At 60.4% G+C, this 23569-nt stretch carries 18 protein-coding genes; 10 read left to right on the forward strand and 8 right to left on the reverse strand.

Annotation, left to right across the window (positions count from 1 at the left end; translation table 11 throughout):
- Positions 1 to 5: 5 nt before the first annotated feature.
- The 3 genes from KBY49_RS07560 to KBY49_RS07570 are packed head-to-tail and all read left to right on the forward strand — an operon-like array spanning position 6 to position 4555.
- Positions 6 to 3107: a DEAD/DEAH box helicase gene (locus tag KBY49_RS07560; RefSeq protein ID WP_254934200.1), complete on the forward strand. Its 3102-nt coding sequence runs from the start codon at positions 6 to 8 to the stop codon at positions 3105 to 3107.
- A 19-nt stretch (positions 3108 to 3126) separates the two neighbouring features.
- Positions 3127 to 4047, forward strand: coding sequence for an SWIM zinc finger family protein (locus KBY49_RS07565; RefSeq protein ID WP_254934618.1), 921 nt, complete (start codon positions 3127 to 3129; stop codon positions 4045 to 4047).
- On the forward strand, positions 4013 to 4555 hold the full coding sequence (locus KBY49_RS07570) for an MEKHLA domain-containing protein (RefSeq protein WP_254934201.1): 543 nt from the start codon (positions 4013 to 4015) through the stop codon (positions 4553 to 4555). The genes KBY49_RS07565 and KBY49_RS07570 overlap by 35 nt, the downstream gene beginning before the upstream one ends.
- 3 nt (positions 4556 to 4558) lie before the next feature.
- Here the strand turns inward: KBY49_RS07570 and KBY49_RS07575 are convergent, their stop codons facing one another.
- Genes KBY49_RS07575 through KBY49_RS07585 form a run of 3 tightly spaced genes read right to left on the reverse strand, consistent with a single transcriptional unit; the run spans position 4559 to position 9259 of the window.
- Positions 4559 to 5716 (reverse strand): HlyD family secretion protein, encoded by a 1158-nt coding sequence (locus KBY49_RS07575; protein WP_254934202.1) that lies wholly within the window; start codon positions 5714 to 5716, stop codon positions 4559 to 4561.
- Positions 5717 to 5720: 4 nt separating this feature from the next.
- The gene (locus KBY49_RS07580; protein ID WP_254934203.1) at positions 5721 to 8630 is read right to left on the reverse strand and encodes an ABC transporter transmembrane domain-containing protein; all 2910 of its coding nucleotides are present in this window, start codon (positions 8628 to 8630) and stop codon (positions 5721 to 5723) included.
- Entirely contained in the window at positions 8627 to 9259 is a 633-nt protein-coding gene (locus tag KBY49_RS07585) for a peptidylprolyl isomerase (protein WP_254934204.1), read from the reverse strand. The genes KBY49_RS07580 and KBY49_RS07585 overlap by 4 nt, the downstream gene beginning before the upstream one ends.
- A 366-nt stretch (positions 9260 to 9625) precedes the next feature.
- Between KBY49_RS07585 and KBY49_RS07590 the strand changes: the two genes are divergently transcribed.
- From KBY49_RS07590 to KBY49_RS07600, 3 genes are all read left to right on the forward strand, one after another.
- The gene (locus KBY49_RS07590; RefSeq protein WP_254934205.1) at positions 9626 to 10036 is read left to right on the forward strand and encodes an Hsp20/alpha crystallin family protein; all 411 of its coding nucleotides are present in this window, start codon (positions 9626 to 9628) and stop codon (positions 10034 to 10036) included.
- 130 nt (positions 10037 to 10166) lie between these two features.
- The gene (locus KBY49_RS07595) at positions 10167 to 11906 is read left to right on the forward strand and encodes a diflavin flavoprotein (RefSeq protein WP_254934206.1); all 1740 of its coding nucleotides are present in this window, start codon (positions 10167 to 10169) and stop codon (positions 11904 to 11906) included.
- A 4-nt stretch (positions 11907 to 11910) separates the two neighbouring features.
- On the forward strand, positions 11911 to 13734 hold the full coding sequence (locus KBY49_RS07600) for a diflavin flavoprotein (RefSeq protein WP_254934207.1): 1824 nt from the start codon (positions 11911 to 11913) through the stop codon (positions 13732 to 13734).
- Positions 13735 to 13746: 12 nt separating this feature from the next.
- Here the strand turns inward: KBY49_RS07600 and KBY49_RS07605 are convergent, their stop codons facing one another.
- From KBY49_RS07605 to KBY49_RS07620, 4 genes are all read right to left on the reverse strand, one after another.
- Positions 13747 to 13941: a hypothetical protein gene (locus tag KBY49_RS07605; RefSeq protein WP_254934669.1), complete on the reverse strand. Its 195-nt coding sequence runs from the start codon at positions 13939 to 13941 to the stop codon at positions 13747 to 13749.
- A 148-nt stretch (positions 13942 to 14089) separates the two neighbouring features.
- Positions 14090 to 17032: an aminomethyl-transferring glycine dehydrogenase gene (gene gcvP / locus KBY49_RS07610; RefSeq protein ID WP_254934208.1), complete on the reverse strand. Its 2943-nt coding sequence runs from the start codon at positions 17030 to 17032 to the stop codon at positions 14090 to 14092.
- Complete coding sequence (gene gcvH / locus KBY49_RS07615; RefSeq protein ID WP_254934619.1) at positions 17032 to 17421, reverse strand: glycine cleavage system protein GcvH; 390 nt, start codon at positions 17419 to 17421, stop codon at positions 17032 to 17034. Before gcvH ends, gcvP begins: the two co-directional genes overlap by 1 nt.
- 20 nt (positions 17422 to 17441) lie before the next feature.
- Complete coding sequence (locus KBY49_RS07620) at positions 17442 to 18701, reverse strand: methionine gamma-lyase family protein (RefSeq protein WP_254934209.1); 1260 nt, start codon at positions 18699 to 18701, stop codon at positions 17442 to 17444.
- A 201-nt stretch (positions 18702 to 18902) separates the two neighbouring features.
- Between KBY49_RS07620 and KBY49_RS07625 the strand changes: the two genes are divergently transcribed.
- Positions 18903 to 19766, forward strand: coding sequence for a fatty acid desaturase (locus KBY49_RS07625; protein WP_254934620.1), 864 nt, complete (start codon positions 18903 to 18905; stop codon positions 19764 to 19766).
- Here the strand turns inward: KBY49_RS07625 and KBY49_RS07630 are convergent.
- Positions 19763 to 20545 (reverse strand): hypothetical protein, encoded by a 783-nt coding sequence (locus KBY49_RS07630; RefSeq protein WP_254934210.1) that lies wholly within the window; start codon positions 20543 to 20545, stop codon positions 19763 to 19765. The two genes, KBY49_RS07625 and KBY49_RS07630, sit on opposite strands and share 4 nt — an antisense overlap.
- Before the next feature lie 55 nt (positions 20546 to 20600).
- On the opposite strand from KBY49_RS07630, the gene KBY49_RS07635 reads away from it, so the two are divergent.
- The 3 genes from KBY49_RS07635 to dnaB all read left to right on the forward strand — a co-directional run bounded on the left by KBY49_RS07635 (position 20601) and on the right by dnaB (position 23544).
- The gene (locus tag KBY49_RS07635; RefSeq protein ID WP_396099623.1) at positions 20601 to 21527 is read left to right on the forward strand and encodes an acyl-CoA desaturase; all 927 of its coding nucleotides are present in this window, start codon (positions 20601 to 20603) and stop codon (positions 21525 to 21527) included.
- 89 nt (positions 21528 to 21616) lie between these two features.
- The gene (gene rplI, locus KBY49_RS07640) at positions 21617 to 22075 is read left to right on the forward strand and encodes a 50S ribosomal protein L9 (RefSeq protein WP_254934211.1); all 459 of its coding nucleotides are present in this window, start codon (positions 21617 to 21619) and stop codon (positions 22073 to 22075) included.
- A gap of 35 nt (positions 22076 to 22110) precedes the next feature.
- Complete coding sequence (dnaB, locus tag KBY49_RS07645; RefSeq protein WP_254934212.1) at positions 22111 to 23544, forward strand: replicative DNA helicase; 1434 nt, start codon at positions 22111 to 22113, stop codon at positions 23542 to 23544.
- Positions 23545 to 23569: the final 25 nt, after the last annotated feature.

Below are 23569 nucleotides of genomic sequence, written 5' to 3' on the forward strand. Positions count from 1 at the left end.
GCTTCATGAGCCTGTTGCATGCCACCTGGCTGTTTCCCCCCGAAGGTTCGGGCGGTCGCCTATTCCTATGGGCAGACACCTGGCGCGTGGCCGCGCCCGTCGCCCCAGCTGCTGAAGCCCCGGAGCACCCCCTTGCCCTCAACGAGGACGACCTAGCCAATTGGCTCGACGACAACAGCCTTTGGTCGGAGTCCCTGAGGCCGGCGCGGGCAACCCTGAGCCTGCCCAGCCGCCACCAGGCAGCCAAGGGAAAAACCAAGCAAACCGACAGCTGGAGTGGCCTGCCCCTGCAAGCGGGCGAACCCCTGCCCAAGGAACCCCTTTGGTGGCCCTGGCAGGTGGAGGGCTGGGCCCTCGATCCAGCCAGCGCCGGCGAATGGCTGGGCGAACTCCCCCTGGCGGGCGAGCACCCGGAGATGGCCGATGAACTGCGCTGGTGGAGTCATCTGCAGCGCTGGGCCCTGAGCCTGATTGCCCGCGGCCGCTGGCTGCCCCAGATCGAAGACGGCCATGCCCGCTGGCTTCCCCTGCTCAACCGCGAAGACGACCGCCGCCGCCTAGAAGAGCTCGCCACCGGCCTGCCCCAGGTGGCGACCTGTGCCCTGGCTGCGGGCCTGATGGGGGATCCGAGCCTGGCCTGTCGCCGGCCGGGAAGTGGCCGCCTGCGGGTGGCAAGCCTGCTGGAGTCACTGCTGGATGGCCAGTTGCGCTCTGGTTTCAACCCCAGCAGCGAGGGCCTCGACCCCCTGCTCACGGCCTGGCAAAAGGGCCTGGGCAAGGGCACCGGCCAACTGGCCCTCGGCGAAGAAGACCTCGAGCGCCTCGGCATTGCCACCCACCACTGGCGCGAGGGGGTGGCCGGCAGGGTGGCCGCCGCCCGCACCTGCCTGGAGCTATTCACCCCTCTCGAAGGAGAAGAACTATGGGAATTGCGCTTTGGCCTCCAGGCTGAGGCCGACCCCAGCCTGCGGGTGCCGGCGGCCGCCGTATGGGCGGCGGGAGAGCGGGGCCTGCAGATGGGTGAAGTGGCCGTGGCCCAACCCAGCGAACTGCTGCTGGAGGGCATGGGCCGGGCACTCACGGTGTTTGAACCAATCACCCGCGGCATCGATGCGGCCACCCCGGAAACGATGCAGCTAACCCCGGCCGAGGCCTTTGTGCTGGTGCGCACCGCAGCCCGCCAACTGCGCGATGTGGGGGTGGGAGTGGTGTTGCCCCCCAGCCTCAGCGGCGGCCTCGCCAGCCGCCTGGGCCTGGCGATTAGCGCCGAACTACCCGCCAAATCCAGGGGCTTCACCCTGGGCGAAAGCCTGGATTGGAAGTGGGATTTCATGATCGGCGGGGTCACCTTGGGCCTCAAGGACCTGGAACGCCTGGCCGCCAAGCGCAGCCCCCTGGTCCAACACAAGGGCGCCTGGATCGAGCTGCGCCCCAACGACATCAAAAATGCCGAACGCTTCAGCGTCGCCGACCTGGGCCTGAGCCTCGACGACGCCCTGCGGCTCACCGCCACCGATGGAGACACCTTGATGCGCCTGCCGGTGCATCGCTTTGAGGGTGGCCCCCGGCTGCAGGCCGTTCTCGAGCAATACCACCAGCAAAAAGCACCAGAAGCCCTGCCCGCCCCCGAGGGCTTCTCCGGCCAATTGCGGCCCTACCAGGAGCGGGGCCTGGGTTGGCTGGCCTTCCTGCACCGTTTCGACCAGGGCGCCTGCCTGGCCGACGACATGGGCCTGGGCAAAACAATCCAATTGCTGGCCTTCCTGCAGCACCTCAAGGCAGAGGCAGAACTGAAGCGGCCAGTACTGCTGGTGGCTCCCACCTCGGTGCTGACCAACTGGAAACGGGAAGCCCATGGCTTCACCCCCGAGCTGCAGGTGCGTGAGCACTACGGGCCCCGGCGGCCTGCCAGCCCGGAGGCCCTCAAAAAAGCCCTTAAGGGGGTCGACTTACTACTGACCAGCTATGGCCTGCTGCAGCGCGATAGCGAACTGCTGGAAAGCATTGACTGGCAAGGGGTTGTCATCGATGAGGCCCAGGCAATCAAGACACCCACGGCCAAGCAATCGATGGCAGCCCGCGACTTGGCCCGACCCGGCAAACTGAGCCGCTTCCGAATCGCCCTTACCGGCACACCGGTGCAAAACCGGGTCAGTGAGCTATGGGCCCTGATGGATTTCCTCAACCCCAAGGTGCTCGGGGATGAACCCTTCTTCCGCCAGCGCTACCGGCTGCCGATCGAGCGCTATGGAGATATGGCCTCCCTGCGGGACCTCAAGGCCCGGGTGGGGCCCTTCATCCTGCGGCGCCTCAAAACCGACAAATCGATCATTACCGACCTGCCCGAAAAGGTGGAACTGAGCGAATGGGTAGGCCTGAGCCCAGAGCAGAAAAAGCTCTACAACCAAACCGTCGAAGCCAGCCTCGATGCCATTGCCCGGGCGCCCCTGGGCCAAAAGCATGGCCAGGTCTTGGCCCTGCTCACTAAGCTCAAGCAAATCTGCAACCACCCCGCCCTAGCCCTGAAGGAAGCTCCGGAGGTCGCCATCGGCGCCAACGGCAGCTTTGCCGGCCGCAGCGCCAAGTTGCAGCGCCTAGAGGAGATCCTCGAGGAGGTGATCGAAGCGGGCGATCGGGCCCTGCTGTTTACCCAGTTCGCCGAATGGGGGCTGCTGCTGAAGGCCCATCTGGAGCGCAAATGGCGCCAGGAAGTGCCCTTCCTCTATGGCAACACCAGCAAAAACGAACGCCAGGCCATGGTCGATCGCTTCCAGGACGACCCCCGGGGCCCCCAGCTGTTCCTGCTTTCCCTCAAGGCCGGTGGGGTGGGCCTAAACCTCACTCGAGCCAGCCATGTGTTCCACATCGATCGCTGGTGGAATCCGGCAGTAGAGAATCAGGCCACCGACCGGGCCTATCGCATTGGCCAACAGAACCGGGTGCTGGTGCACAAGTTCATCACCAGTGGTTCGGTGGAGGAAAAGATCGATCGGATGATTCGCGAAAAATCCAAACTTGCCGCCGACATCGTCGGCTCCGGCGAGGAATGGCTTGGCGGCCTCGAAGTGGGCCAACTGCGCGATCTCGTGGCCCTGGAGGAGGAATAGGCCGATGAAATCACTTCCCATGACCACCAGCCCCCACAACCCGATCACCACCCAACTGGGCGACCAGGGCCTGGGCCAGCAGCCCTGGTGGGTCGAGCAGTGGATGGAACTGATCAATGGTTATCGCTTCAAGAAGCGGCTGGAGCGGGCCTGGGATTACGCCCGCAGCGGCAATGTCACCTCGATTCGCTTTGAGGGCCGGCGGGTGCATGCCCGGGTGCAGGGCACTGACCCCGACCCCTACAAGGTGAAGCTCTGGCTCGATGTACTCACCGACGAAGACTGGGGCTACGTACTCGAGGCCCTAACCCAAAAAGCCCGCTGGTCCGCCCAGCTGCTGGCCGGGGTGATGCCCCAGGACATTGAGCGGGCCTTTGCGGCCAGCGGCCGCCGCCTATTTCCCTTCAAGTTGCAAGAGGTACGCAGCGAGTGCAGCTGCCCGGATAAGGCCAACCCCTGCAAACACATCAGCGCCGTTTACTACCTGATGGGCGATCGCTTCAGCGAAGATCCCTTCGTGCTGTTTCAGATGCGCGGTCGCACCAGGGCCCAGCTGCTGGCGGACCTGGCCTTGCGTCGGCGCAAGGTGCTGGCAAAACAGGCGCGGCAGGCTGCAGCCAAAAAACTCGACCAAGTGGCCGCCCCGGAGCCCCTGGTACCGGTGCATCCAGCCATCAAGGACCCGAACCGCTGGTGGCGTTATGGCGCCGCCCTCGATCCGGAGCTCGTGGTGATCACCCCGGCCATGGAGGGCGAATCGGGCCTGGATGCCGCCGGACCCTTACCGCTGGCGGAAGATGGCCGCTTCAGCGACGCCAACGCCCGCTTCCTGGAGCGGCTCAAGGAACACGGCCAACAAACGGCAGCCCTGGCCATGGCCAAGGCCATGGCAGCAGGTCAAAGCGATGGACCAGAAGCGAGCAAGGGCGATGCTCCATGAACCGCCGGCCCCCTGGCTGACCCCAGGGGCGATCGCCACCGCGGACTGCATCCTGAGCTCCTTCCACCGAGCCTTTGACCGGCCGCTCATCGCCGCCGCCGGGGTTGCGAACCCAACCCAGCGGGCCCAGGAGCTATTTGCTGCCCCACTGGTGGTGCTCGCCCACAACGGCAGCCCCCTCGATCAAGGCGATGGCCCCCGGCTGATCTACGGCAATCGGGCCGCCCTGGCCCTATGGAAACGTGCCTGGCGCGAGATGGTGGGCCTGCCCTCCAAGCTCACAGCCGAGCCCAGCGAGCGCCACAGCAGGCAAATGGCGCTAGCTGCGGCCCAACAACAAGCAACCATCACCGGCTACAGCGGTATTCGCATCGACAGCACCGGACGGCGCTTCCAAATCAACGCCGCTCGAATTTGGAGCCTGGGAACCACAGGTGATGGTCTCAACTCAAGTGAAGAAACCACTTTCGGCCAAGCCGCAAGCTTCTCAAGTTGGTGGTGGCTGTAAATATCAAATTGACTTCAACGAGTCCGTCTTGTCCTTAAAATCACTAAGCAGAAGCTGAAGATAGGTAACCTTTCTAAGTTTGATATTTGCCGTCAGCGACATCCCCACCTGCAACGGCAAGGATTGGCCTGATTTTAATTTGAGCCTCTGGGCATCCAAACGCACATTGACTGGGAAGCGGTATTGCTGCTTAAGTTGGTCAGGCGGAAGTGCATCAGAACCAATACTTTTTAAGACACCCGCCAAAGCACCAAAATCGCTGGAAGGGAAAGAATCAATGGTGATATCAACTAATTGGCCAACCCTTACAAAGCCAATCTTGTCGCTTGGTACCTCAACCTTGGCCTGCAATGCATCAAAGGGCACAATCTTCATCACTGGCTCACTACCCTGACCCACAAAGCCAGGCCCCGTGGGCTTTAGGTCAAAGACCAGGCCATCCACAGGAGAACGGATATCCTGATAGCGGTTGGCAACCCTGGACTCCACAAAACGACTAGATATTTCGGATAGTCCTGACCTTAAGGCCTCAATCTGCTGATTCAAGATTGCTATCTGCCGCAGTCGATCTGCCTTGGCAGAGGCCAAGCGACCTCGATCCTCCTCAACCTTGCTACGTTGCTGCAAAACCTGCAGCTCAGCTGCAGCCCCCTGACGACTAAGAACAACTAAACGACTAAGAATCTTAGAATCCAGGGCCAATGCCTGCTCGGCAACCTTCTGTTCAGTGGTATTAACATCCAAATATCGTTGCAACTCAACAGATTTAAGAATTATCTCCTTGTTCTTAGATGCAATACTTTCAGCTAAACGAACCTGCCGCTCTAAGCTCACATCATCGTCGAGCTTCAGCAGAATTTGACCACGCTTGACCCTTTGCCCCTCCTTGACAAGCATCTGCCGCAAGACTCCCCCCTGGGGCATTTGGACAGTTTTTACATCGCCAATGGGCTCTAGCTTACCTGGGGCAACTACCACCTCTTCGGTCTTAGCAAAAGACAACCAAAGCAAACCAAATGCTGTCGTACCCATTAGCGACCAGATCAAAGTTCTAGAGAGGGAGGGTGACTGCTTAAGCAAGACTTTTTGGTGACTAGATGAAACACTCTTCTCCAACAAGTTTTGAGCAGATCCGAACCAAGAGAAAAACTTATTTTTCATGTTTCTAGGCTGCCTCCTGCTGCCGGTAAAGGGCGTAGTATCGACCCTTCAAATTTATCAATTCATCGTGGGTACCGGTTTCAACGATTGAACCCTGATCCATCATCACCAAAAGATCGGACTTTTGAATGGTTGATAGTCGATGGGTGATAAAAAATACGGTAGTAGCATCAAGAGAGTCGATTAGATTAGAAAAAACTCGACGCTCCGTATCATAATCGAGGGCACTGGTGGCCTCATCTAACACCAATAATCTCGGCTTTAGAAGCAGGGTCCGAGCCAAGGCTATGCGCTGCCGCTGGCCGCCAGATAATCCGGAACCCCTCTCCCCTACGTCACTACTATAACCAGATGGCATCTCCATAATAAAATCGTGGGCACAGGCAAGTTTGGCTGCAAAAACGATGTCATCGCTGCTGGCCTCTGGATCAGCAAGAGCTATATTATCGGCAACAGAGCCACTAAAGAGCAATGGCTCCTGGGGAACGATACCAATTTGGCGACGTAAGGAATAGAGCTCAACTTTGGCTATATCATTGCCATCAATTAAAATCTTTCCCCTGTCTGGGGCATATAGCCTGGAAAGCATTTTTGTCAGAGTGCTCTTGCCGCTGCCACTCTGGCCAACAACTCCTACAAAGGAACCAGAGGGTACCTCTAAGCTCACATCCCTGAGGACTGGTGGCTGAGAAGTGTTAAAGGAAAAACGAACTTGATCAAAAACAACAGCTCCACTAATTGGCGGCAAAGGAATCTTCTTCTTATCATTGTCATCCGACTCCTGGGGGGTATCCACCACATCTGCCAAACGCTCAAATGAGACCTTCAACTCCTGGATATTTTGCCAAATACCAGAAAGACGCAGCAAGGGCTGAGTCACATAACCTGAGATGATTCTAAAAGCAATAAGTTGACCCAGGCTCATCTCACCTTTCAAAACCAATGTTGCCCCAACCCAAAGAACCAGAAGCTGGGAGAGCTTCTGAAGCACCTGACTGGTTTCAGTGAGGGCTGTACCCGTAATAGTTTTTTCATAGGTACGGGAAATATATTTTGAATAAAAGTCTTGCCACTTCCAGCGGCTGATCATCTCTATGTTCTGGGATTTAACAGTCTGTATACCTGTTAAGACTTCAACCAAATGGCTCTGAGTTCGGGCATTTTCCTGGGCAGCCTCCCGATACTGACGCCTGAATAGAGGGGCGCCAAGCAGAGTTAGGCCAATTTGAATGGGCAACACTCCCAAGGCAATAAGGGTAAGAAGCCAGCTATAGGCGACCATAACAATAATATAAATTACCGAAAGTGCAGCATCCAAAACAGTGCTTAGGGCTTGACCAGTGAGGAAGTTGCGAATTTTTTCTAACTCAGCAATGCGAGTTCCCAATTCACCAACAGGTCGCCTATCAAAATAATTAAGTGGCAGGCGCAAAAGATGGTCAATTACTTCAGCACCCAATCGCATGTCAATGCGATTACTGGTTTCAGTAAAAAGAAAAGTGCGAAGTGCACCAAGCACTCCCTCCATCAGCGTCACCACAACCAAGGCGAATCCCAAAACCTGCAATGTATCCAGACTTCTCTGGGTAATCACCTTGTCGATAATCACCTGAATCAGCAGGGGAGCAGCCAGGCCAAATAGCTGGACCACAAAGGATGCCAGCAATACCTGCACAAGAACGCCCCGATAGCGCTTAATCGCAGGCAAAAACCAACTGGGCCCAAACCGCTTTTCAGGGGTTTGAATTGTGCGCTCGAGCATCAAAAACTCAATACCATCCGGGAAATGCTCGGCAATTTGGGCTGGCGCTATTTGCAACAACCCATCCCTGGGGGAGGCAAGCTCGATTCCGGCAGCATTGCTTTTACGCAGTAGGGCGAAGCCACCCTTCCAGGGAAGTAAAGCAGGTGTTTGCAATCTGGTTCCCATGGAGGCATCAACAGATGCCCCGCTGACATGCAAACCCAACATGGCCGCAAGATTTCCGCATAGTTGGAGATCAGGTGTCTGACCGCGGCGCAAAACATCCCTCAGAACCTTTTCTACGGAATCCTTACGAAACGGCAGATCCAATTCTGTGGCAAGCATCTGGAAACATGCCAAGGTTTCGGCAATGGGTCCCTCTCCTTGGATTAAGCGGAATTGCCTTTCCCCACCAACTCCTAAATCCAGACCAGTTGCCAGCGGCTGCTCAGAAATCAGACGGGGATCAGAAAGAGTTTGTTTAACTATTTCCCCATGGGCATCGGCAGTAAAAAATCCAGCGGGTACGGCAATCAACCTGGCAGGCAGGGGGGGCCTGGCAATTGGCAAGCCCAGATCGGGATCTAACTGGGCTCCATAGGCATGCCCTAGCAAATTGCAACTAGCTGCATAAATATGTTGCTCAGAATCAACTGCGCTTAGATCGCCATCTATCAAGACCGCCCGATGCCGTACGCGCTCAACAAGCTTTACCACTGATTGGCCAGACTGGTTATTCTGCTCCAGAATTGTCTGGATTAAACAGGCAATTTCAGCAGGAAAGATTTCGCCGCAAGCAGAACGCCAGAATCCCAAATTGGCAATTAACTTAATCGCAATATGGTCCGGAATAGCTGCTGCCAATACAGATTCGGCGGCACTCACCTCCTCACAGCCACCAGCTCTCAGCAATGAGGCGATTCCAACCCAGTCTCCTGGTCTGAGCCGATCAATTGTGATCCATCGTTCTTGATCATTTACCAAAAGCCTCGCCGATCCCTCTAATAGAAGGAGCAGCTGTGCTGGAATTTGGCCAGACAGGCTTAGGGAATCACCAACGTTAAAACGTACTAACTCGATGGCCGAAAAAAGTTCGTTACGCAGTGGCTCTGCTAAAGCAGCAAAGCCAGGATTTTCCAATACGGATTTGGGAAGCTGCTGCTGGTTCATGACTTGCTCAGCTGTAGGTCTGTAGCCAAGGCCGACGCTTCCCTAGCCACTTCAGCCTTAATCCACTCCTCCATCAATTCCTCTGCCATGGCTTGCCGCATGGGACTATCCAATTGGGCGGGCTGGAGAGATTCCAAGCGAGCCACTAGCCACCAATCCTCGATTTTAAAGGGCTCCAGCAGCACTCCAGGCCTGGTTATGCGCAAACGCTCAGCAAGATTGGGGTGGGCCTGGTTCAGGGGAACGGGTCCCACGATTCCCCTGGTCTGACGCTCCGGGCCTTCACTAAATTCTGCCGCCAACACAGCAAAATCAGCCTCACCAGCTGAAATCTGCAGATAGAGCTCCCTTGCCATGCCCCTATCATTCAACCTAATTAGACTATAAACCACCCTATCAAGTGAGTTTTTCCTGTCTAGGAAGCGTGCCTCAACCTTAGGCTCAAAATGCACATCGCAATATTTACGAACGCGTATCGGGCGTTCTGCCCAGAACTGGAGATCCGCCAAGGTAATCAAGTTTGCTTGGCAAAATGAATCAAGGGCAGCCTGATCGGCAAGTTGCTGTTGGGAAGCAAAATTTTGTAGGGCACTTTCTGATTCAGCTGAATCCAGCTCAACAGACGCCATGGCCCGATTCAAGACACTGGCTCGCAGGGCCGGAAGGTGGAGCTGATTTCTTGCAAGCCACAGCCAGTGGGCTGGATTGAAACAAGATTTTAATTCAGGCGGCGAACTCAATTCAGGCACAGGGATTAAAACGGGCGGGGAATTTCCGCTTCAGCCAGGAACACATGCGAATTGTAAGGGCAGCTCAAGGCCCGGCCATGCATGATTCAGAAAGTCCTTCGGTTCCCACCCCATCCAAGTGGTGCCAACCGAACTAGGCCGTAGGCGCCGTACCAAAAGGGTCGGTTCTCGCCCTTCAGTTGGCAAAGAGATGGCAGCACATTGGCGTTGCGGGTGACTCCCGCATCCCCAATAGGAGCCTTCACCATGCTTACCCTTCGCGAAAAAAATCTATTCGACACAGGCCTTCTAGATAGGAGCCTGTTTAAGCAACTCGAACAACAACTGCACACCGCTGAGCGGGTGCCCGCCGCTGAAGTGATCGAGAGCGATGCCTGCTACACGATCTCCCTGGAGCTTCCGGGCGTCGACAAAACCAGCATCGACGTCAAAGCCACCGACCGCTCCCTGGTAATCAGCGCCGAACGGAAGCAACCTGAAAACGGCAATGCCCCACTAATTAGTGAGTTCCGTTACGGCACTTGGAGCCGCAGCTTCCGCTTCCCCAATGGCATTGAACGCGAAGCCCTAGAGGCCTCCTACCAAGGCGGCCTGCTCACCGTGGTGGCCCCCAAGGCCCAAACCCTCACCACGGTTCAGGTGAAAGTGGAGATCTGACGGCCCAACCCAAGCGCAACTGCACCACTGAGACACGAGAGTTTCGGCCCGGCCCCACAAGCCGGGCTTTTTTTGTGCCCAAATTGGCCCAGGGGCCTGACTACAGTTGGGTTCTTTGTTGTGGGTGTCCATGGTTGTCGCCAGCCCCAGCACCACGCGCCTCAGCGTTCAGGCGGAGGCCATCGGGCCCGATACCACCACCCTGCGCTCCCTTGACTGGGACCGCAGCCGCTTTGACATTGAATTTGGCCTGCGCAACGGCACCACCTACAACGCTTTTCTGGTGCGGGGTGCAAAGACAGCCCTGATCGACAGCAGCCATCTGAAGTTTGAGCAACTGTGGCTGCCGTTACTGGAGGGGCAGATCGATCCCCAAAAGATTGATTTTCTGATTGTTTCCCACACGGAGCCCGACCACTCCGGCCTGATTGGCCACCTGCTCGAGCGCAACCCGGCGATCGAAATCGTCGGCTCCAAGGTGGCCATTGCCTACCTGGCCGACCAGGTACATCGCCCCTTCCAGTCCAGGGCCGTCAAGAGTGGCGAGGAACTGGATCTGGGCGTTAATCCGGATAGCGGTATCCAGCACCGCTTTGAATTTCTCAGTGCCCCCAACCTGCACTGGCCCGACACGATCTTTTCCTTCGACCACGGCACCGGCATCCTCTACACCTGCGATGCCTTTGGCCTGCACTACTGCAGCGAGGCCATCTTCGACACCGATCCCGGTGCGATCGCCCCCGACTTTCGCTTCTACTACGACTGCCTGATGGGTCCCAACGCCCGCAGTGTGTTGCAGGCCCTCAAGCGCATGGATGGGCTGCCCCCCATCACCACCATCGCCGTGGGCCATGGGCCCCTTTTGCGCCACCACCTCGAGCTCTGGGTCAACGACTACCGCGACTGGAGCAGCTCCCGCAGCAGCTCCGAAACCTATGCGGCAATTTGCTATCTGAGCCAATACGGCTTCTGCGATCGGCTTAGCCAGGCGATTGCCCGGGGGGTCGGCAAGGCCGGCGCAGATGTGCAATTGGTGGACCTGCGGGCCACTGATCCCCAGGAGCTAAGTGCCCTGATCGGCGAAGCCCAGGCCGTGGTGGTGCCCACCTGGCCGGCAGAGCCCGAGGCCGAGCTCCAGGCCTCAATCGGCATCCTGCTCGCATCGCTTAAGGCGAAGCAATGGGTGGCCTCCTACGACGCCTTTGGCGGCAATGATGAACCCATAGACAGCTTGGCCAGCCAACTGCGCAGCCTGGGCCAAAAGGAAGCCTTCGACCCCCTACGCATTCGCCAGGTGCCCGACGGCAACGATTACCAGCGCTGCGAAGAAGCCGGCACCGACCTGGGCCAACTGCTCACCAAGGCAAAAACAATTGCGGCCATGAAGGCCCTCGACGGCGATCTCGACAGGGCCCTAGGTCGCCTCAGCGGGGGGCTTTACGTGGTGACGGCCCAGCAGGAAGGGCGCTCTTCGGCCATGGTTGCCAGTTGGGTGAGCCAGGCCAGCTTTGATCCCCCTGGCATCACCGTGGCCGTAGCCAAGGATCGAGCCATCGAAGCCCTGATGCAGGTGGACGACCGCTTCGTGCTCAACATCCTTCGCAACGACAACCACCAAGACCTGCTACGCCATTTCCTCAAGCGCTTCCCCCCTGGCGCCGACCGCTTTGCCGGGGTGAGCACCCTCGAGGGCGCCGCCCAAGGGGGTCCCGTGCTGGGAGATGCCCTGGCCTTTTTGGGTTGCAGGGTTGTCCAACGGATGGAGGGCCCAGACCACTGGATCATTTATGCCGCCGTGGAGGAGGGCAACGTCTCTGATACCGAGGCAGCCACTGCCGTGCACCACCGCAAGGTGGGCAACCACTACTGAGCCCATGCAAGCGATCAGCAAAGAACGGCGGGTGATTGTGCTGCCGATTGAGGCGGGGCTGCTCTGCCTTAGGGGACTAAGCCCCAACCGCCTGCGCTTTGAGGTGGAGTACGGCCTTGAGCGGGGCACCAGCGCCAACAGCTTCCTATTTGGCGCCGGCAACACCAGCGCCGGACAGCCGGTACCACCGGTATTGCTCTTTCCACCAGGAGAATCCTTCGCCGCCCCCTTCCTCGAGCAGCTCAAAAAGCTGGTGCCCCAAGGGGCAGCCCTGAAGGTGGTGGTGGGCCATGTGAACCCCAACCGGGTGTCGATGCTGCGGCAGCTGGCCGCCCACTGGCCCGAACTGATGCTGGTGGCCTCCAACACGGGCGCCAAGCTGATTGGCGAACTGTGGGACCAGCTCAAACCCGCACCAGCTGGCGGCGATCAAGCGGAAATGGCAATTCCACTCCTACCCAAGATCGACATTGTCAAGCAGGAGGTGAGCCGGACCCTGGCCGATGGCCATCGGCTCACCCTGCTGCCCACCCCCACGCCCCGCTGGCCGGGAGGTCTGATTGCCTTTGAAGAAGCCACCGGCCTATTGATGAGCGGCAAGTTCTTCGCCGCCCATCTATGCACCGAGGCCTTTGCTGAACCCACCGCCAGCAGCACGGAAGAAGATCGCCGCTACTTCTTCGATTGCCTGATGGCTCCAATGGCCCGCCAGGTGGAGACCGTGGTGGAGCGCCTCGAGACCCTGGACATCCGCACCATCGCACCAGGCCATGGCCCCGCCATTGCCAGCAGTTGGCGCAGCCTGCTCAACGACTACCGCCGCTGGGGCGAAGCCCAGGAACGCTCGAACCTAGCGGTGGCCCTGTTGTTCGCCAGCGCCTACGGCAACACGGCCGCCATTGCCGATGCCCTGGCCCAGGGGGTTTCACGCACCGGGGTGCGGGTGGAGAGCATCAATTGCGAGTTCAGCCCGCCGGAGCAGCTCCTTGCTGCAATCCGCAATTGCGACGCCATCCTGATCGGCTCCCCCACCCTGGGGGGCCATGCCCCCACGCCGATCGTCTCGGCCCTAGGCACCGTGCTGGCTGAAGGCGATCGCCAAAAGCCCGTGGGCGTCTTTGGCAGCTTTGGCTGGAGTGGAGAAGCCCTGGATCTTCTAGAAAACAAGCTGCGCGATGGCGGCTTCCGCTTTGGCTTTGAGCCGATCAAGGTGAAGTTCAGTCCGGATGCGGCCAGGATCAAGAGCATCGAGGAAACCGGCACGGCCCTGGGCCGCAGCCTGCTGGCAAACCAGCGCAAAAAGGAGCGCCGCAGCGCCGCTGGTGGCCTGAGTGAAAGCCGCAGCAATCCAGCCATCCAAGCCCTGGGCCGAATAGTCGGCTCCTTGTGCGTGCTCACGACCTGCAAGGGAACAGCAGACTCCAAACTCAGCGGTGCGATGGTGGCGAGCTGGGTAAGCCAGGCCAGCTTTTCGCCCCCGGGGCTAACCGTGGCCGTCGCCAAGGACCGGGCCGTGGAAATGCTTTTGCACATTGGCGATTGCTTCACCCTCAACGTGCTGGCCGCGGGCAAAGAGAGCGGACCGATGAAGCAATTTCTGCAGCCCTTCAGCCCTGGCGCCGATCGCTTCGCCGGCCTTGAAATGGCCACAACCCCGGCGGGCCAGCCGATCCTGCCGGAGGGATTGGCCTGGCTGGAGTGCACCGTGAAGCAACGGATGGAATGCGGCGACCACTGGCTGCTCTACGCCCAGGTAGGAGCTGGCGGGGTCCTGGATCCAGGCGGCACCACGGCAGTGCACCAACGCCGCAGCGGCGCCAACTACTAATACCCCCCGGGCCTAGGCCGCCTGGGGTGGGGGGGTGGGATCGATGCCCAGGTGAAAGGGAAGCACCAGGGTGGCCCAGTGGTCCGGGCGTTTGGGCTTGGCGCGGCGGGCCTGACGCACACCAAATGGAACCCGCACCACGTTGGTGCCCTCAACCCTCACGGTGGTTGGGCCTGAACCGTTGTTGTTGCCGTTCATAATCCCCAAGAATGAATGGCTTATGCCAGCAACTGGACCATGGGGGATAAACCCCTAGCGCAATTACAGCAAATAGTGTTGGAAAAGCAAGAACACAAACACTAAAAAATGCTGTGTTTTAGCCCGCCAATTAAGTTCATTTTGCACTATCAAAGGCCTAACTGGCCGTAGCAACTGGTACAGCTTGGGCCAGTTCCTCAACTGAGGGGCAGGTGCACACCAGGTTGCGGTCGCCGTAGGCATTGTCGATCCTGGCCACCGCCGGCCAAAACTTATGGGAGCGCTGGGAATCGCCGGCAGGGAAAGCCGCCTGGCTGCGGCTGTAGGGCCGGTCCCAACGGTCTGCCGTAACGGCCGCCAAGGTGTGGGGCGAACGCTTAAGGGGGTTGTCATGGGGGTCGGCCTCACCGGCCTCAATCGCAGCCACCTCGGCCCTAATCGCCACCATCGCTTGGCAAAAGCGATTTATTTCCGCCAGGGATTCACTTTCGGTGGGCTCCACCATCACCGTTCCCGCCACGGGCCAACTAACCGTGGGGGCATGGAAGCCGTAATCCATCAGCCGCTTGGCCAGGTCATCCACCTCGAGGCCAGCACTTCGCTTGAGGGGACGCAAATCCAAAATGCACTCGTGGGCCACCCGCCCACCGGTTCCGCAGAAGAGCACCGGGAAATGGGGATCGAGCCGCTGGGCCATCACATTGGCCGCCAATAGGGCCACCTGACTGGCCCGCCGCAGCCCGGAGCCCCCCATCATGCGGATATACATCCAGCTGATCGGCAGGATGCTGGCGCTGCCAAGGGGGGCGGCGCAAACCGCGCCTACAGCGGCGCCAGCACCGGTTCCGGACCCTGCCAAGAAGGGCACCAGGTGTTTAGCCACGGCAATGGGTCCCACCCCGGGCCCACCGCCGCCGTGGGGAATGCAGAAGGTCTTGTGCAAGTTGAGATGGCAAACATCAGCGCCATAGAGGCCTGGCTTGCATAGCCCCACCTGGGCGTTGAGGTTGGCGCCATCGAGATAGACCTGGCCCCCATGGGCATGGACGCAGCCACAGATCTGACGAATGCTGGCTTCAAATACCCCGTGGGTGGAGGGATAGGTAACCATCAGGGCCGCCAGATTCGGCCCATGGGCAGCGGCCTTGGCCTCCAGATCCGCCAGATCAATATTTCCCTGGTCATCACAGCCCACTGCCACCACCTGCATGCCGGCCATCACGGCACTGGCCGGGTTGGTGCCATGGGCGCTGGTGGGGATCAGGCAGATGCGGCGATGGGCCTGGCCGCGGCTGTGGTGCCAGGCCCGAATAGCCAATAGGCCGGCATATTCCCCCTGGGATCCGGCATTGGGCTGGAGCGAAACCCCATCAAAGCCAGTAATTGCCGCCAACCAATCCTCAAGGTCTGAGGCCAGGCGTGCATAACCCTCGGCCTGTTCAGGGGGGGCAAAGGGGTGCATCTGGGCAAAAGCTGGCCAGCTGACCGGTGCCAGCTCCGCCGCCCCATTCAGCTTCATGGTGCAACTGCCCAGCGGGATCATCCCGTGCACCAGGGAGAGATCCTGGCTCACCAGGCGCTGGATGTAGCGCAGTAGTTCGGTTTCGCTGCGGTACTGATGGAAGGCCGCCTGCTGCAGCCAGGGCTTCTGGCGCAGGGGCAAATCCTGCAGAGCCTGGTCGGCCAGATCTGCTGTGCTAACCAGATCAGCTGGCATAACCAGAGCAGAACTGTCGCCGCCAAGGGCCGTCAACAGACAGCCCAACTCCTTCGGGCTAGAGAGCTCATCGAGGCTGATGCCCACCCAGGTTTTCGGAGCCTGGGGAGCTCCCGCTTGATGCTCGCCAAAGTGGCGCAGGTTGAAACCGGCGGCGCGGGCCCGGGCCACCAGAAGTTCGGCCTCGGGCGCTGAAAAGCAGAGGGTGTCAAAACCTGGGCCGGGCTTCACCTGCAAACCCAGCTGGGCCAGGCCCTCGGCCAGGACGCAGCGCAGGGCCAGGATTCGCCGGGCAATGGCGGTGAGCCCCTCGGGGCCGTGGTGCACTGCATAGAAGCTGGCCATTACGGCCAACAGCACCTGGGCGGTGCAGATGTTGCTGGTGGCCTTGTCGCGGCGGATGTGCTGCTCGCGGGTCTGCAAGGCCAAACGCAGGGCCGGACGGCCCTCCGCATCGAGGGATTGGCCCACCAAGCGGCCAGGGATTTGGCGTTTGAAGGCTTCTGTGGTGGCCAAAAAGGCGGCATGGGGGCCGCCAAAACCCATCGGCACCCCAAAACGCTGGGCACTGCCCACGGCAATATCGGCTCCCAACTCAGCCACCGGGGCCAGCAACACCTGGGCCAGCGGATCAATGGCCACACAACTAATTACCCCTGCGGCCCTGGCGGCGGCCAAAAGCGAACTGGGATCAAACAGGCCGCCATCGCTGCAGGGGAGCTGGAGCAGCAACCCGAAGACCTCCTCTGAAAATGGCTCCGGAGCTTGAGCAGTAGGCGCAGTTGCCAGGGTGCGTCCATCCACCAGGACAATTTCAATGCCGAGGGGTTCGGCCCTGGTCTGCAGCACCGCCAGGGTTTGGGGGAAGATCGCCTGATCCACCACAAAGCGGTGGGCGCCGGGGCGCTTGCAAACGGCCTTGGCCAGGGCCATCGCCTCAGCTGCCGCCGTGGCCTCATCCAGCAGTGAGGCATTGGCGATCGGCAGGCCGGTCAGTTCGCTGATCAGGGTCTGGAAATTGAGGAGGGCCTCGAGGCGCCCCTGGGCAATTTCAGCCTGGTAGGGGGTGTAGGCGGTGTACCAGGCAGGATTTTCAAAGACATGGCGCTGAATCACCGCCGGGGTGGCCGTGCCGTAGTAGCCCTGGCCAATCAGGCTGCGCAGCACCTGGTTCTGCCCCGCAATCGCCGCCAACTCGCCTAGGGCCTCGGCTTCCGAGCAGGGTTCAGGCAAACCCTGGGCGGCCTCAGCGGCACTTAGCAGGATGTCTGCAGGAACTATCTGACAGGACAAATCCTCCAGGCTGGTGGCGCCGATTTCAGCCAGCATTTGGCTCTGGTCGCTGGCACTGGGGCCGATGTGGCGCCCCTCAAAGTTCTCCATCAACTGCCCTGAACCTTGGCGGCATAGCTGGTCGCATCCATCAGTCCAGCAATGGCGGCTGGATCCTGGGGCTCAACCACCAACAGCCAGCCTTCTCCATAGGGATCGTTCTGCAGTTCTTCAGGGCTGGCCAGCACCGCCTCATTGCGGGCCTGCACCACGCCACCGATTGGAGCCAACAGATCCTCCACGGCCTTGACCGATTCGACGCTGCCAAAGCTCTGGCCGGCCGCGATCGTGGCCCCCACCTCGGGCAGCTCCACAAACACAATGTCGCCCAACTGATCGACTGCAAAGGCGCTCAGGCCCAGGCGGGCCAAGCCCCCCTCCTGCCTCACATATTCATGGCTGTCGGCGTAGCGACAGGCGCTGGGGAACTCCATCGGTATCGACAGTCAATTGCTGCCATTCAGTTTGCCTGAAACACACCGCTATCCGCTAACGCCACCAGGGCCCGCTCCAGGGCCAATTGGGCGTGGGCCCGATGGGTGCCGCCTTGGGCGTAGAGCACGTAGGGCTCCCGCAGGGGGGCATCGGCGGAGAACTCGCTGGTGCTGCCATCAATGAAAGTGCCCCCCGCCATCACCAACTCGCTTTCATAGCCAGGCATCGATGCTGGCACCGGATCGAGGTAGGCCCCCACGGGCGAAGCGGCCTGGAAGGCCCGACAGATGGTTTGCAGCGGTTCGGCTGAGCCCAGGCGCACGGCCTGAATCACGTCGGCGCGCATGGCCCCTGGCATCGGATTGACCGGATAGCCCAGGCCAGCGAACACCTCCGCCACCAACTCGGCACTGATCAGGGCCTCCGCCACCATTTGGGGCGCCAGGAAAAGGCCCTGGAAAAGCAGGCGATACAGGTCAAAGCCCGTCCCCCCCTCGCTGCCAATGCCGGGGGCGGTGAGGCGGCAGCAGGCCATCTCCACCAGATCGGCTCGGCCAGCCACATAGCCACCGGTCGGGACAATGGTGCCCCCCAGGTTTTTAATCAGGGAACCGGCGATCAGGTCTGCCCCAACGGCGGTGGGCTCCTGCGACTCCACCAACTCGCCGTAGCAGTTGTCGACAAAGCAGATGCATGCCGACTGGATCTCCTTTACCTGCCCGCAGAGCAAGCCGATCTGATCGACCCCCAGGGAGGGCCGCCAGCTGTAGCCGCAGCTGCGCTGGATCAGCACCATTCGGGTAGGCACCGATAGGGCATCGGCCAATCCTCCTTGATCCACGCTGCCATCGGCCAGCAGGGCCAACTCGTCGTAGTGGATGCCGAATTCCGCCAGGGAGCCCTGGCCGCTGCCGCGCAGTCCAATCACCTCCTCCAGGGTGTCGTAGGGGCGGCCCGTAATGGCCAGCAGCCGATCGCCTGGGCGCAGCACCCCATAGAGGGCAGCGGAGATGGCATGGGTGCCACTTACAAACTGGAGCCGCACCGCAGCAGCCTCAGCCTGGAGCACCCGGGCAAAAACCCGATCCAGCACTTCCCGGCCCTGGTCGCCGTGGCCATAGCCACTCACCGAAGCGAAATGGTGGCTGCCCAAGCGCTCCGCAGCAAAGGCCGCCAACACCCGCTCCAGGCGCGGCCCCACCTGGGCCGTGAACTCAGCAGCTCGCCCAGCGCTGCGCCCCAGGGCTGCCTCCACCTGCTCCTTGGCCCAGGCCGAAGCTGCCATCCGATTGCGGTAGTGGTGTACCCATGCTGCCGCCCAATGGGGGTAAACCAGCGGGCACTAGATTTTTATGGCTACCTGGGGGCTCCCTAAGGCAGCTCTACCAGGAGAAAGAATTTGGTTGTGGGCACAAACGGCTCTGCAGCAGACCTGCAAGCCCAATTGCTAACGCTTGATCGGCCCAGCAGGGATCTCGAATCCCGCATGCGCGAGGCGGTGGAAACCACCAGGGAACCCCTGCCGCGTTCCCAAAGGAAATTCAAATCCGGCACCACCGGCTTCATGCTGGCGATGCATGTGGGGGCAGTGTTCGCCCTGCTGCCGCAATTCTGGAGCTGGCAAGCGGTTGTGGCGCTGGTTGTCCTGTACTGGGTCACCGTGCTCGGGGTAACCATGGGCCTCCATCGCCTGGTTACCCACCGGGCCTTCGTGGTTTCCCAACCAGTGGAGCGGATCCTGGTGCTGATGGGAGCCCTCGCCTGCCAGAGCGGACCGATCGAATGGGTGGGCTTGCACAGGCACCACCACAAGTTTTCTGACCAACCCAACGACCATCACGACGCCGCCCGGGGCCTGTGGTGGGCCCACAGCTCCTGGATGTTGCACCCAATTCCAGCGCTTAGCCACGTAGATCGACTCACCGGAGACCTCCAGCGGGACCCTTTCTATCGCTGGCTGGACCGCTGGTTTCTGCTGCTCCAGTTGCCCCTTGGGGCAGCCCTCTATTGGTATGGCGAAATTGCCGGGGTCCATGGCGGGGGCCTGGGCCTGGTGCTCTGGGCGATTCCTTTGAGGCTGGTGATCGTCTATCACGTGACCTGGCTGGTGAATTCGGCCACCCATGCCTTCGGCTATCGCAATTTCGATTCCCCCGACCTCTCCCGCAACTGCTGGTGGGTGGCGATCTTGACCTTTGGTGAGGGCTGGCATAACAACCACCACACCTTCCCCCACTCGGCCCGCCACGGCCTGCGCTGGTTCGAATTCGATATCACCTGGCAACACATCAAGCTGCTGCGCTCCCTGGGGTTGGCCAAGAAGGTGCGCGAAGCCAGCTATCGGGCCTAAAAACGGGCCATCTGCTGGCGGATCGCCGCCCCGAGATCGCCAGAACCAGGCGCTCCAGGGCCCTGCTGCCAATCGCTCGCCTTGTGGCGCAGCAGATCAAGAAACTGATCGGCCTCCAGCTCCCCCTCGCCTGCGGCCCCCAGGGCCGCCAAGGTGCGGCGCAGGTCGGGCAATTCGCAGTCCAGTTCGGCGGCAGAGTAGTCCGATTGGCCGGCCATTACGGCGGCGAAGCGATCCCTTCTCTGCCTCTTCTCCACTGGATAGGCAGCCAGTAACTGCTCTCGACATTGGCGCCAGGGACGGCCGGCGGTGAACAACAGGGCCAAGGCCGCACTCAAGGGGGCAGCCTCAGACTCGGCAATGCGCAGGTCGAAAGCAGCAGGGGGCTGGCTCAAGCCCACAAATATCTCCATCAACTGGCCCGGTCCCAGCACCGGCTCCCCCTCCCCCTGCACCGGCAGGGCAGAGATTTCCAGGGCCGCCACTAGCTCGGGATGGTCCGAAAGTCGCTGGCGCAGGTCCGCACCGACCTGGCCGCCCTGCACCTGCTGGGCCAGCAGCTGATTGATGCGCCCCAGGGCCAAAAACAGTTCGGGGCCGGGGGAAGCCAGCTTGCCGTTGCGCAGCATCGAGAGCTGGGAATTGTGCACCCGGCCCAGGTCGAGGGCCTCCGCGAGGGCGGGCAAAACCCTATGGCTCCAGCCGTTGCGCTCGTGCCACACCCTGATCAGATGGGCGAAAGCCACCCGGCCTGATGCGATTTCTTCCCGGTAACCCACTCGATACGGATCCGTATTGCTACTATTTTACAGTTCGATCAGGAGTCGGTCCGCCATGGCCGCCACAACCAGCACACGCAGTCCAGCTTCGATTAATTCGGGAGATCGGGGCACCCAAAGGGCCCTTTCCCTGCACAGGGGCCACCGTCCGAGTCCCAAGAGCACCCGCTGGGGCACGATCGGCTTTATGGCCGCGATCCATATTTTGGCGCTGGTGGCCTTGATGCCCCAGTTCTGGAGTTGGCAGTCGGTCACCACCTTCCTGGTGCTCTATTGGCTCACGGCCTGCCTTGGCGTCACCGTGGGCTACCACCGACTGCTGAGCCACCGGGCCTTTCGGGTGCCCCATTGGTTGGAGCGGTTCTTCGCCACCTGCGGTGCCCTGAGTTGCCAGCACGGCCCTATCGACTGGGTGGGGCTGCATCGCCACCACCACAAGTTTTCCGATACGGATATGGATCACCACAGCAGCCTCAAGGGGCTCTGGTGGTCACACATGGGCTGGATGTTTGAGGACATCCCCGCCATGGCTGCCGTTCCCCGCCTAACCGGCGACCTGGCCCAGGACCCCTACTACCACTGGCTCAACAACAACTTCCTGGTGCTGCAAGTCCCCCTGGCGGCCCTGCTGTTCTGGATCGGCAGCGTCACTGGGGCCGGCGGCTGGGCCCTGGTGCTCTGGGGCATCCCCCTGCGCCTGGTGCTCGTGTATCACTGCACCTGGCTGGTGAATTCGGCCACCCATTACTGGGGTGATGCACCCCATGCCAGCGGTGATTCCTCCCGGAACAACGGCTGGGTGGCGGCCCTGACCTTTGGCGAAGGCTGGCACAACAACCACCACGCCTTCCCCCACTCGGCTCGCCATGGCTACGGCCGCCAAATCGACCTCACCTGGCAGCACATCCGGTTGATGCACGCCCTGGGCCTCGCTACCCAGTTGCGCCTACCAGCTGCAGCCCGGCCCAGGCCAGTGACGTAAGGTTACAGATCGGTTGTGAAGCGGGCACCGCCCTCAGGTGCCCCTGAAATTCCTTTCTCACCCCACCTATCCATCCCCGGCAGCAGGTCATGGCGAAGCGCGTACAAGTCGTCCTCAAGGAAGACGTTCTCAGCCTGGGCAAAAACGGTGACCTGGTGGAAGTGGCCCCCGGCTACGCCCGCAACTTCCTGCTTCCCACCGGCAAGGGCCAGGCAGTAACGGCAGCGGTGCTGCGCCAGGTGGAGGCCCGCCGCGCCAAGGAAGCTGAACGCCAAGCGGCCTTTAAGGCCGAAGCGGTTGCCTTCCGCACCGCCCTTGACACGATTGGCCGCTTCACCGTCAAGAAGCAAACCGGTGGTGACGACGTGCTGTTTGGCACGGTCACCAACGGCGACGTGGCAGAGGCCATCGAAGCAGCCACCAAGAAGGAAGTGGATCGCCGCGACATCACGGTGCCCGAAATCCACCGCACAGGTTCCTACAAGGTCCAGGTGAAGCTCCACCCTGAGGTGGTGGCGGAAATCAACCTGGAAGTCACCAGCCACTAGGGCGCCATGGCCCAATCTCCCAAAGCCAATCCGTGGTGACAGCGGCCATCCCTAGGGACGAAGAACCCTTCGAAGGCCCTACCCAGAGGGGCCAGAGGGGTGTTGGCAATTCCAGGCGCAACCGCAGTGAGGAGGCAAATTTTGAGGCCCTGCCGGACTCAATTCCACCCCAAAACCTAGAGGCAGAAGAGGCAGTCCTCGGCGGGATCCTGCTCGATCCCGATGCGATCAGCCGGGTAGCTGACGTGCTCCAGCCTGAGGCGTTCTACCTCAGTGCCCACCGGGAGATTTACCGCACCGCCCTGATGCTGCACAGCCAGGGCAAACCCACGGACCTAACTGCGATGTGCGCCTGGTTGGCGGACACCTCCCAACTGGAAAAAGTTGGGGGCAGCAACCGACTGATGGAGTTGGTGGAACGCACCCTCTCGACAGCCGCCATCGACCAGGTGGCCAGGTTGGTGATGGATAAGTTCCTTCGGCGCCAGCTGATCAAATCGGGTAATGAGGTAATCCGGCTCGGTTTTGATCAAGCAAAACCAATGGAACAGGTGCTCGATGAGGCCGAACAAAAGATTTTTGCAATCAGCCAGGAAAAACCAAGCGTGGGCCTCACGCCCACAGCTGAAATTCTGACGAGTACCTTCAACGAAATTGAAAGCCGCTCCCTGGGAACGGCCGTGGCGGGCATCCCCTGCAACTTCTACGACCTAGACGCAATAACCCAGGGGCTACAGCGCAGTGATTTGATCATCGTGGCCGGCCGGCCGGCGATGGGTAAAACCTCAATCGTGCTGAATATCGCCAAAAACGTAGCCCAACTCCACCAGCTCCCGGTCTGCGTCTTCTCCCTTGAGATGAGCAAGGAACAACTGACCTACCGACTGTTGTCGATGGAGGTGGGCATCGAAAGCGGCCGGCTACGTACTGGGCGACTTCAACAGGAGGAATGGCCCCTATTGGGCCAAGGCATCAACAGCCTGGGCCAGATCCCTCTCTTTCTCGATGACAAGCCAAATTCCGGCGTTCTCGAGATGCGTTCCCTCTGCCGCCGGTTAATGGCAGAGCAGGGCAAAGAACTGGGGCTAATCGTGATCGATTACCTACAGCTGATGGAGGGAACCACCCCCGACAACCGGGTCCAGGAACTCTCACGCATCACCCGGGGCCTAAAAGGTATGGCCCGCGAACTGAATGTGCCAGTCATAGCCCTCTCCCAACTCAGCCGCGGCGTTGAATCTCGCACCAACAAAAGACCGATGCTCAGCGACCTCAGGGAATCGGGCTCAATCGAGCAGGACGCAGACCTGGTGCTAATGATCTACCGCGACGAGTATTACAACCCCGAAACCGCCGACCGAGGCATCACCGAAGTAATTGTCACCAAGCACCGCAACGGCCCAGTGGGCACCGTGAAACTGCTGTTTGAGCCGCAATTTACGAGGTTTAGGAACCTAGCGGCGCCGTAATCTAGACCACCAAAGGTTATTCAGC

This window comes from Cyanobium sp. WAJ14-Wanaka, assembly GCF_024345375.1.
Taxonomy (GTDB): Bacteria; Cyanobacteriota; Cyanobacteriia; order PCC-6307; family Cyanobiaceae; genus Cyanobium_A.

Excerpts from the sequence above, each read along its gene's own strand:
- KBY49_RS07560 (WP_254934200.1), top strand. The coding sequence starts at position 6 with ATGAGCCTGTTGCATGCCACCTGGCTGTTTCCCCCCGAAGGTTCGGGC.
- KBY49_RS07565 (WP_254934618.1), top strand. The coding sequence starts at position 3,127 with ATGACCACCAGCCCCCACAACCCGATCACCACCCAACTGGGCGACCAG.
- KBY49_RS07570 (WP_254934201.1), top strand. The coding sequence starts at position 4,013 with ATGGACCAGAAGCGAGCAAGGGCGATGCTCCATGAACCGCCGGCCCCC.
- KBY49_RS07575 (WP_254934202.1), bottom strand. The coding sequence starts at position 5,716 with ATGAAAAATAAGTTTTTCTCTTGGTTCGGATCTGCTCAAAACTTGTTG.
- KBY49_RS07580 (WP_254934203.1), bottom strand. The coding sequence starts at position 8,630 with ATGAACCAGCAGCAGCTTCCCAAATCCGTATTGGAAAATCCTGGCTTT.
- KBY49_RS07585 (WP_254934204.1), bottom strand. The coding sequence starts at position 9,259 with ATGGCGTCTGTTGAGCTGGATTCAGCTGAATCAGAAAGTGCCCTACAA.
- KBY49_RS07590 (WP_254934205.1), top strand. The coding sequence starts at position 9,626 with ATGCTTACCCTTCGCGAAAAAAATCTATTCGACACAGGCCTTCTAGAT.
- KBY49_RS07595 (WP_254934206.1), top strand. The coding sequence starts at position 10,167 with ATGGTTGTCGCCAGCCCCAGCACCACGCGCCTCAGCGTTCAGGCGGAG.
- KBY49_RS07600 (WP_254934207.1), top strand. The coding sequence starts at position 11,911 with ATGCAAGCGATCAGCAAAGAACGGCGGGTGATTGTGCTGCCGATTGAG.
- gcvP (WP_254934208.1), bottom strand. The coding sequence starts at position 17,032 with ATGGAGAACTTTGAGGGGCGCCACATCGGCCCCAGTGCCAGCGACCAG.
- KBY49_RS07620 (WP_254934209.1), bottom strand. The coding sequence starts at position 18,701 with ATGGCAGCTTCGGCCTGGGCCAAGGAGCAGGTGGAGGCAGCCCTGGGG.
- KBY49_RS07625 (WP_254934620.1), top strand. The coding sequence starts at position 18,903 with ATGCGCGAGGCGGTGGAAACCACCAGGGAACCCCTGCCGCGTTCCCAA.
- KBY49_RS07635 (WP_396099623.1), top strand. The coding sequence starts at position 20,601 with ATGGCCGCCACAACCAGCACACGCAGTCCAGCTTCGATTAATTCGGGA.
- rplI (WP_254934211.1), top strand. The coding sequence starts at position 21,617 with ATGGCGAAGCGCGTACAAGTCGTCCTCAAGGAAGACGTTCTCAGCCTG.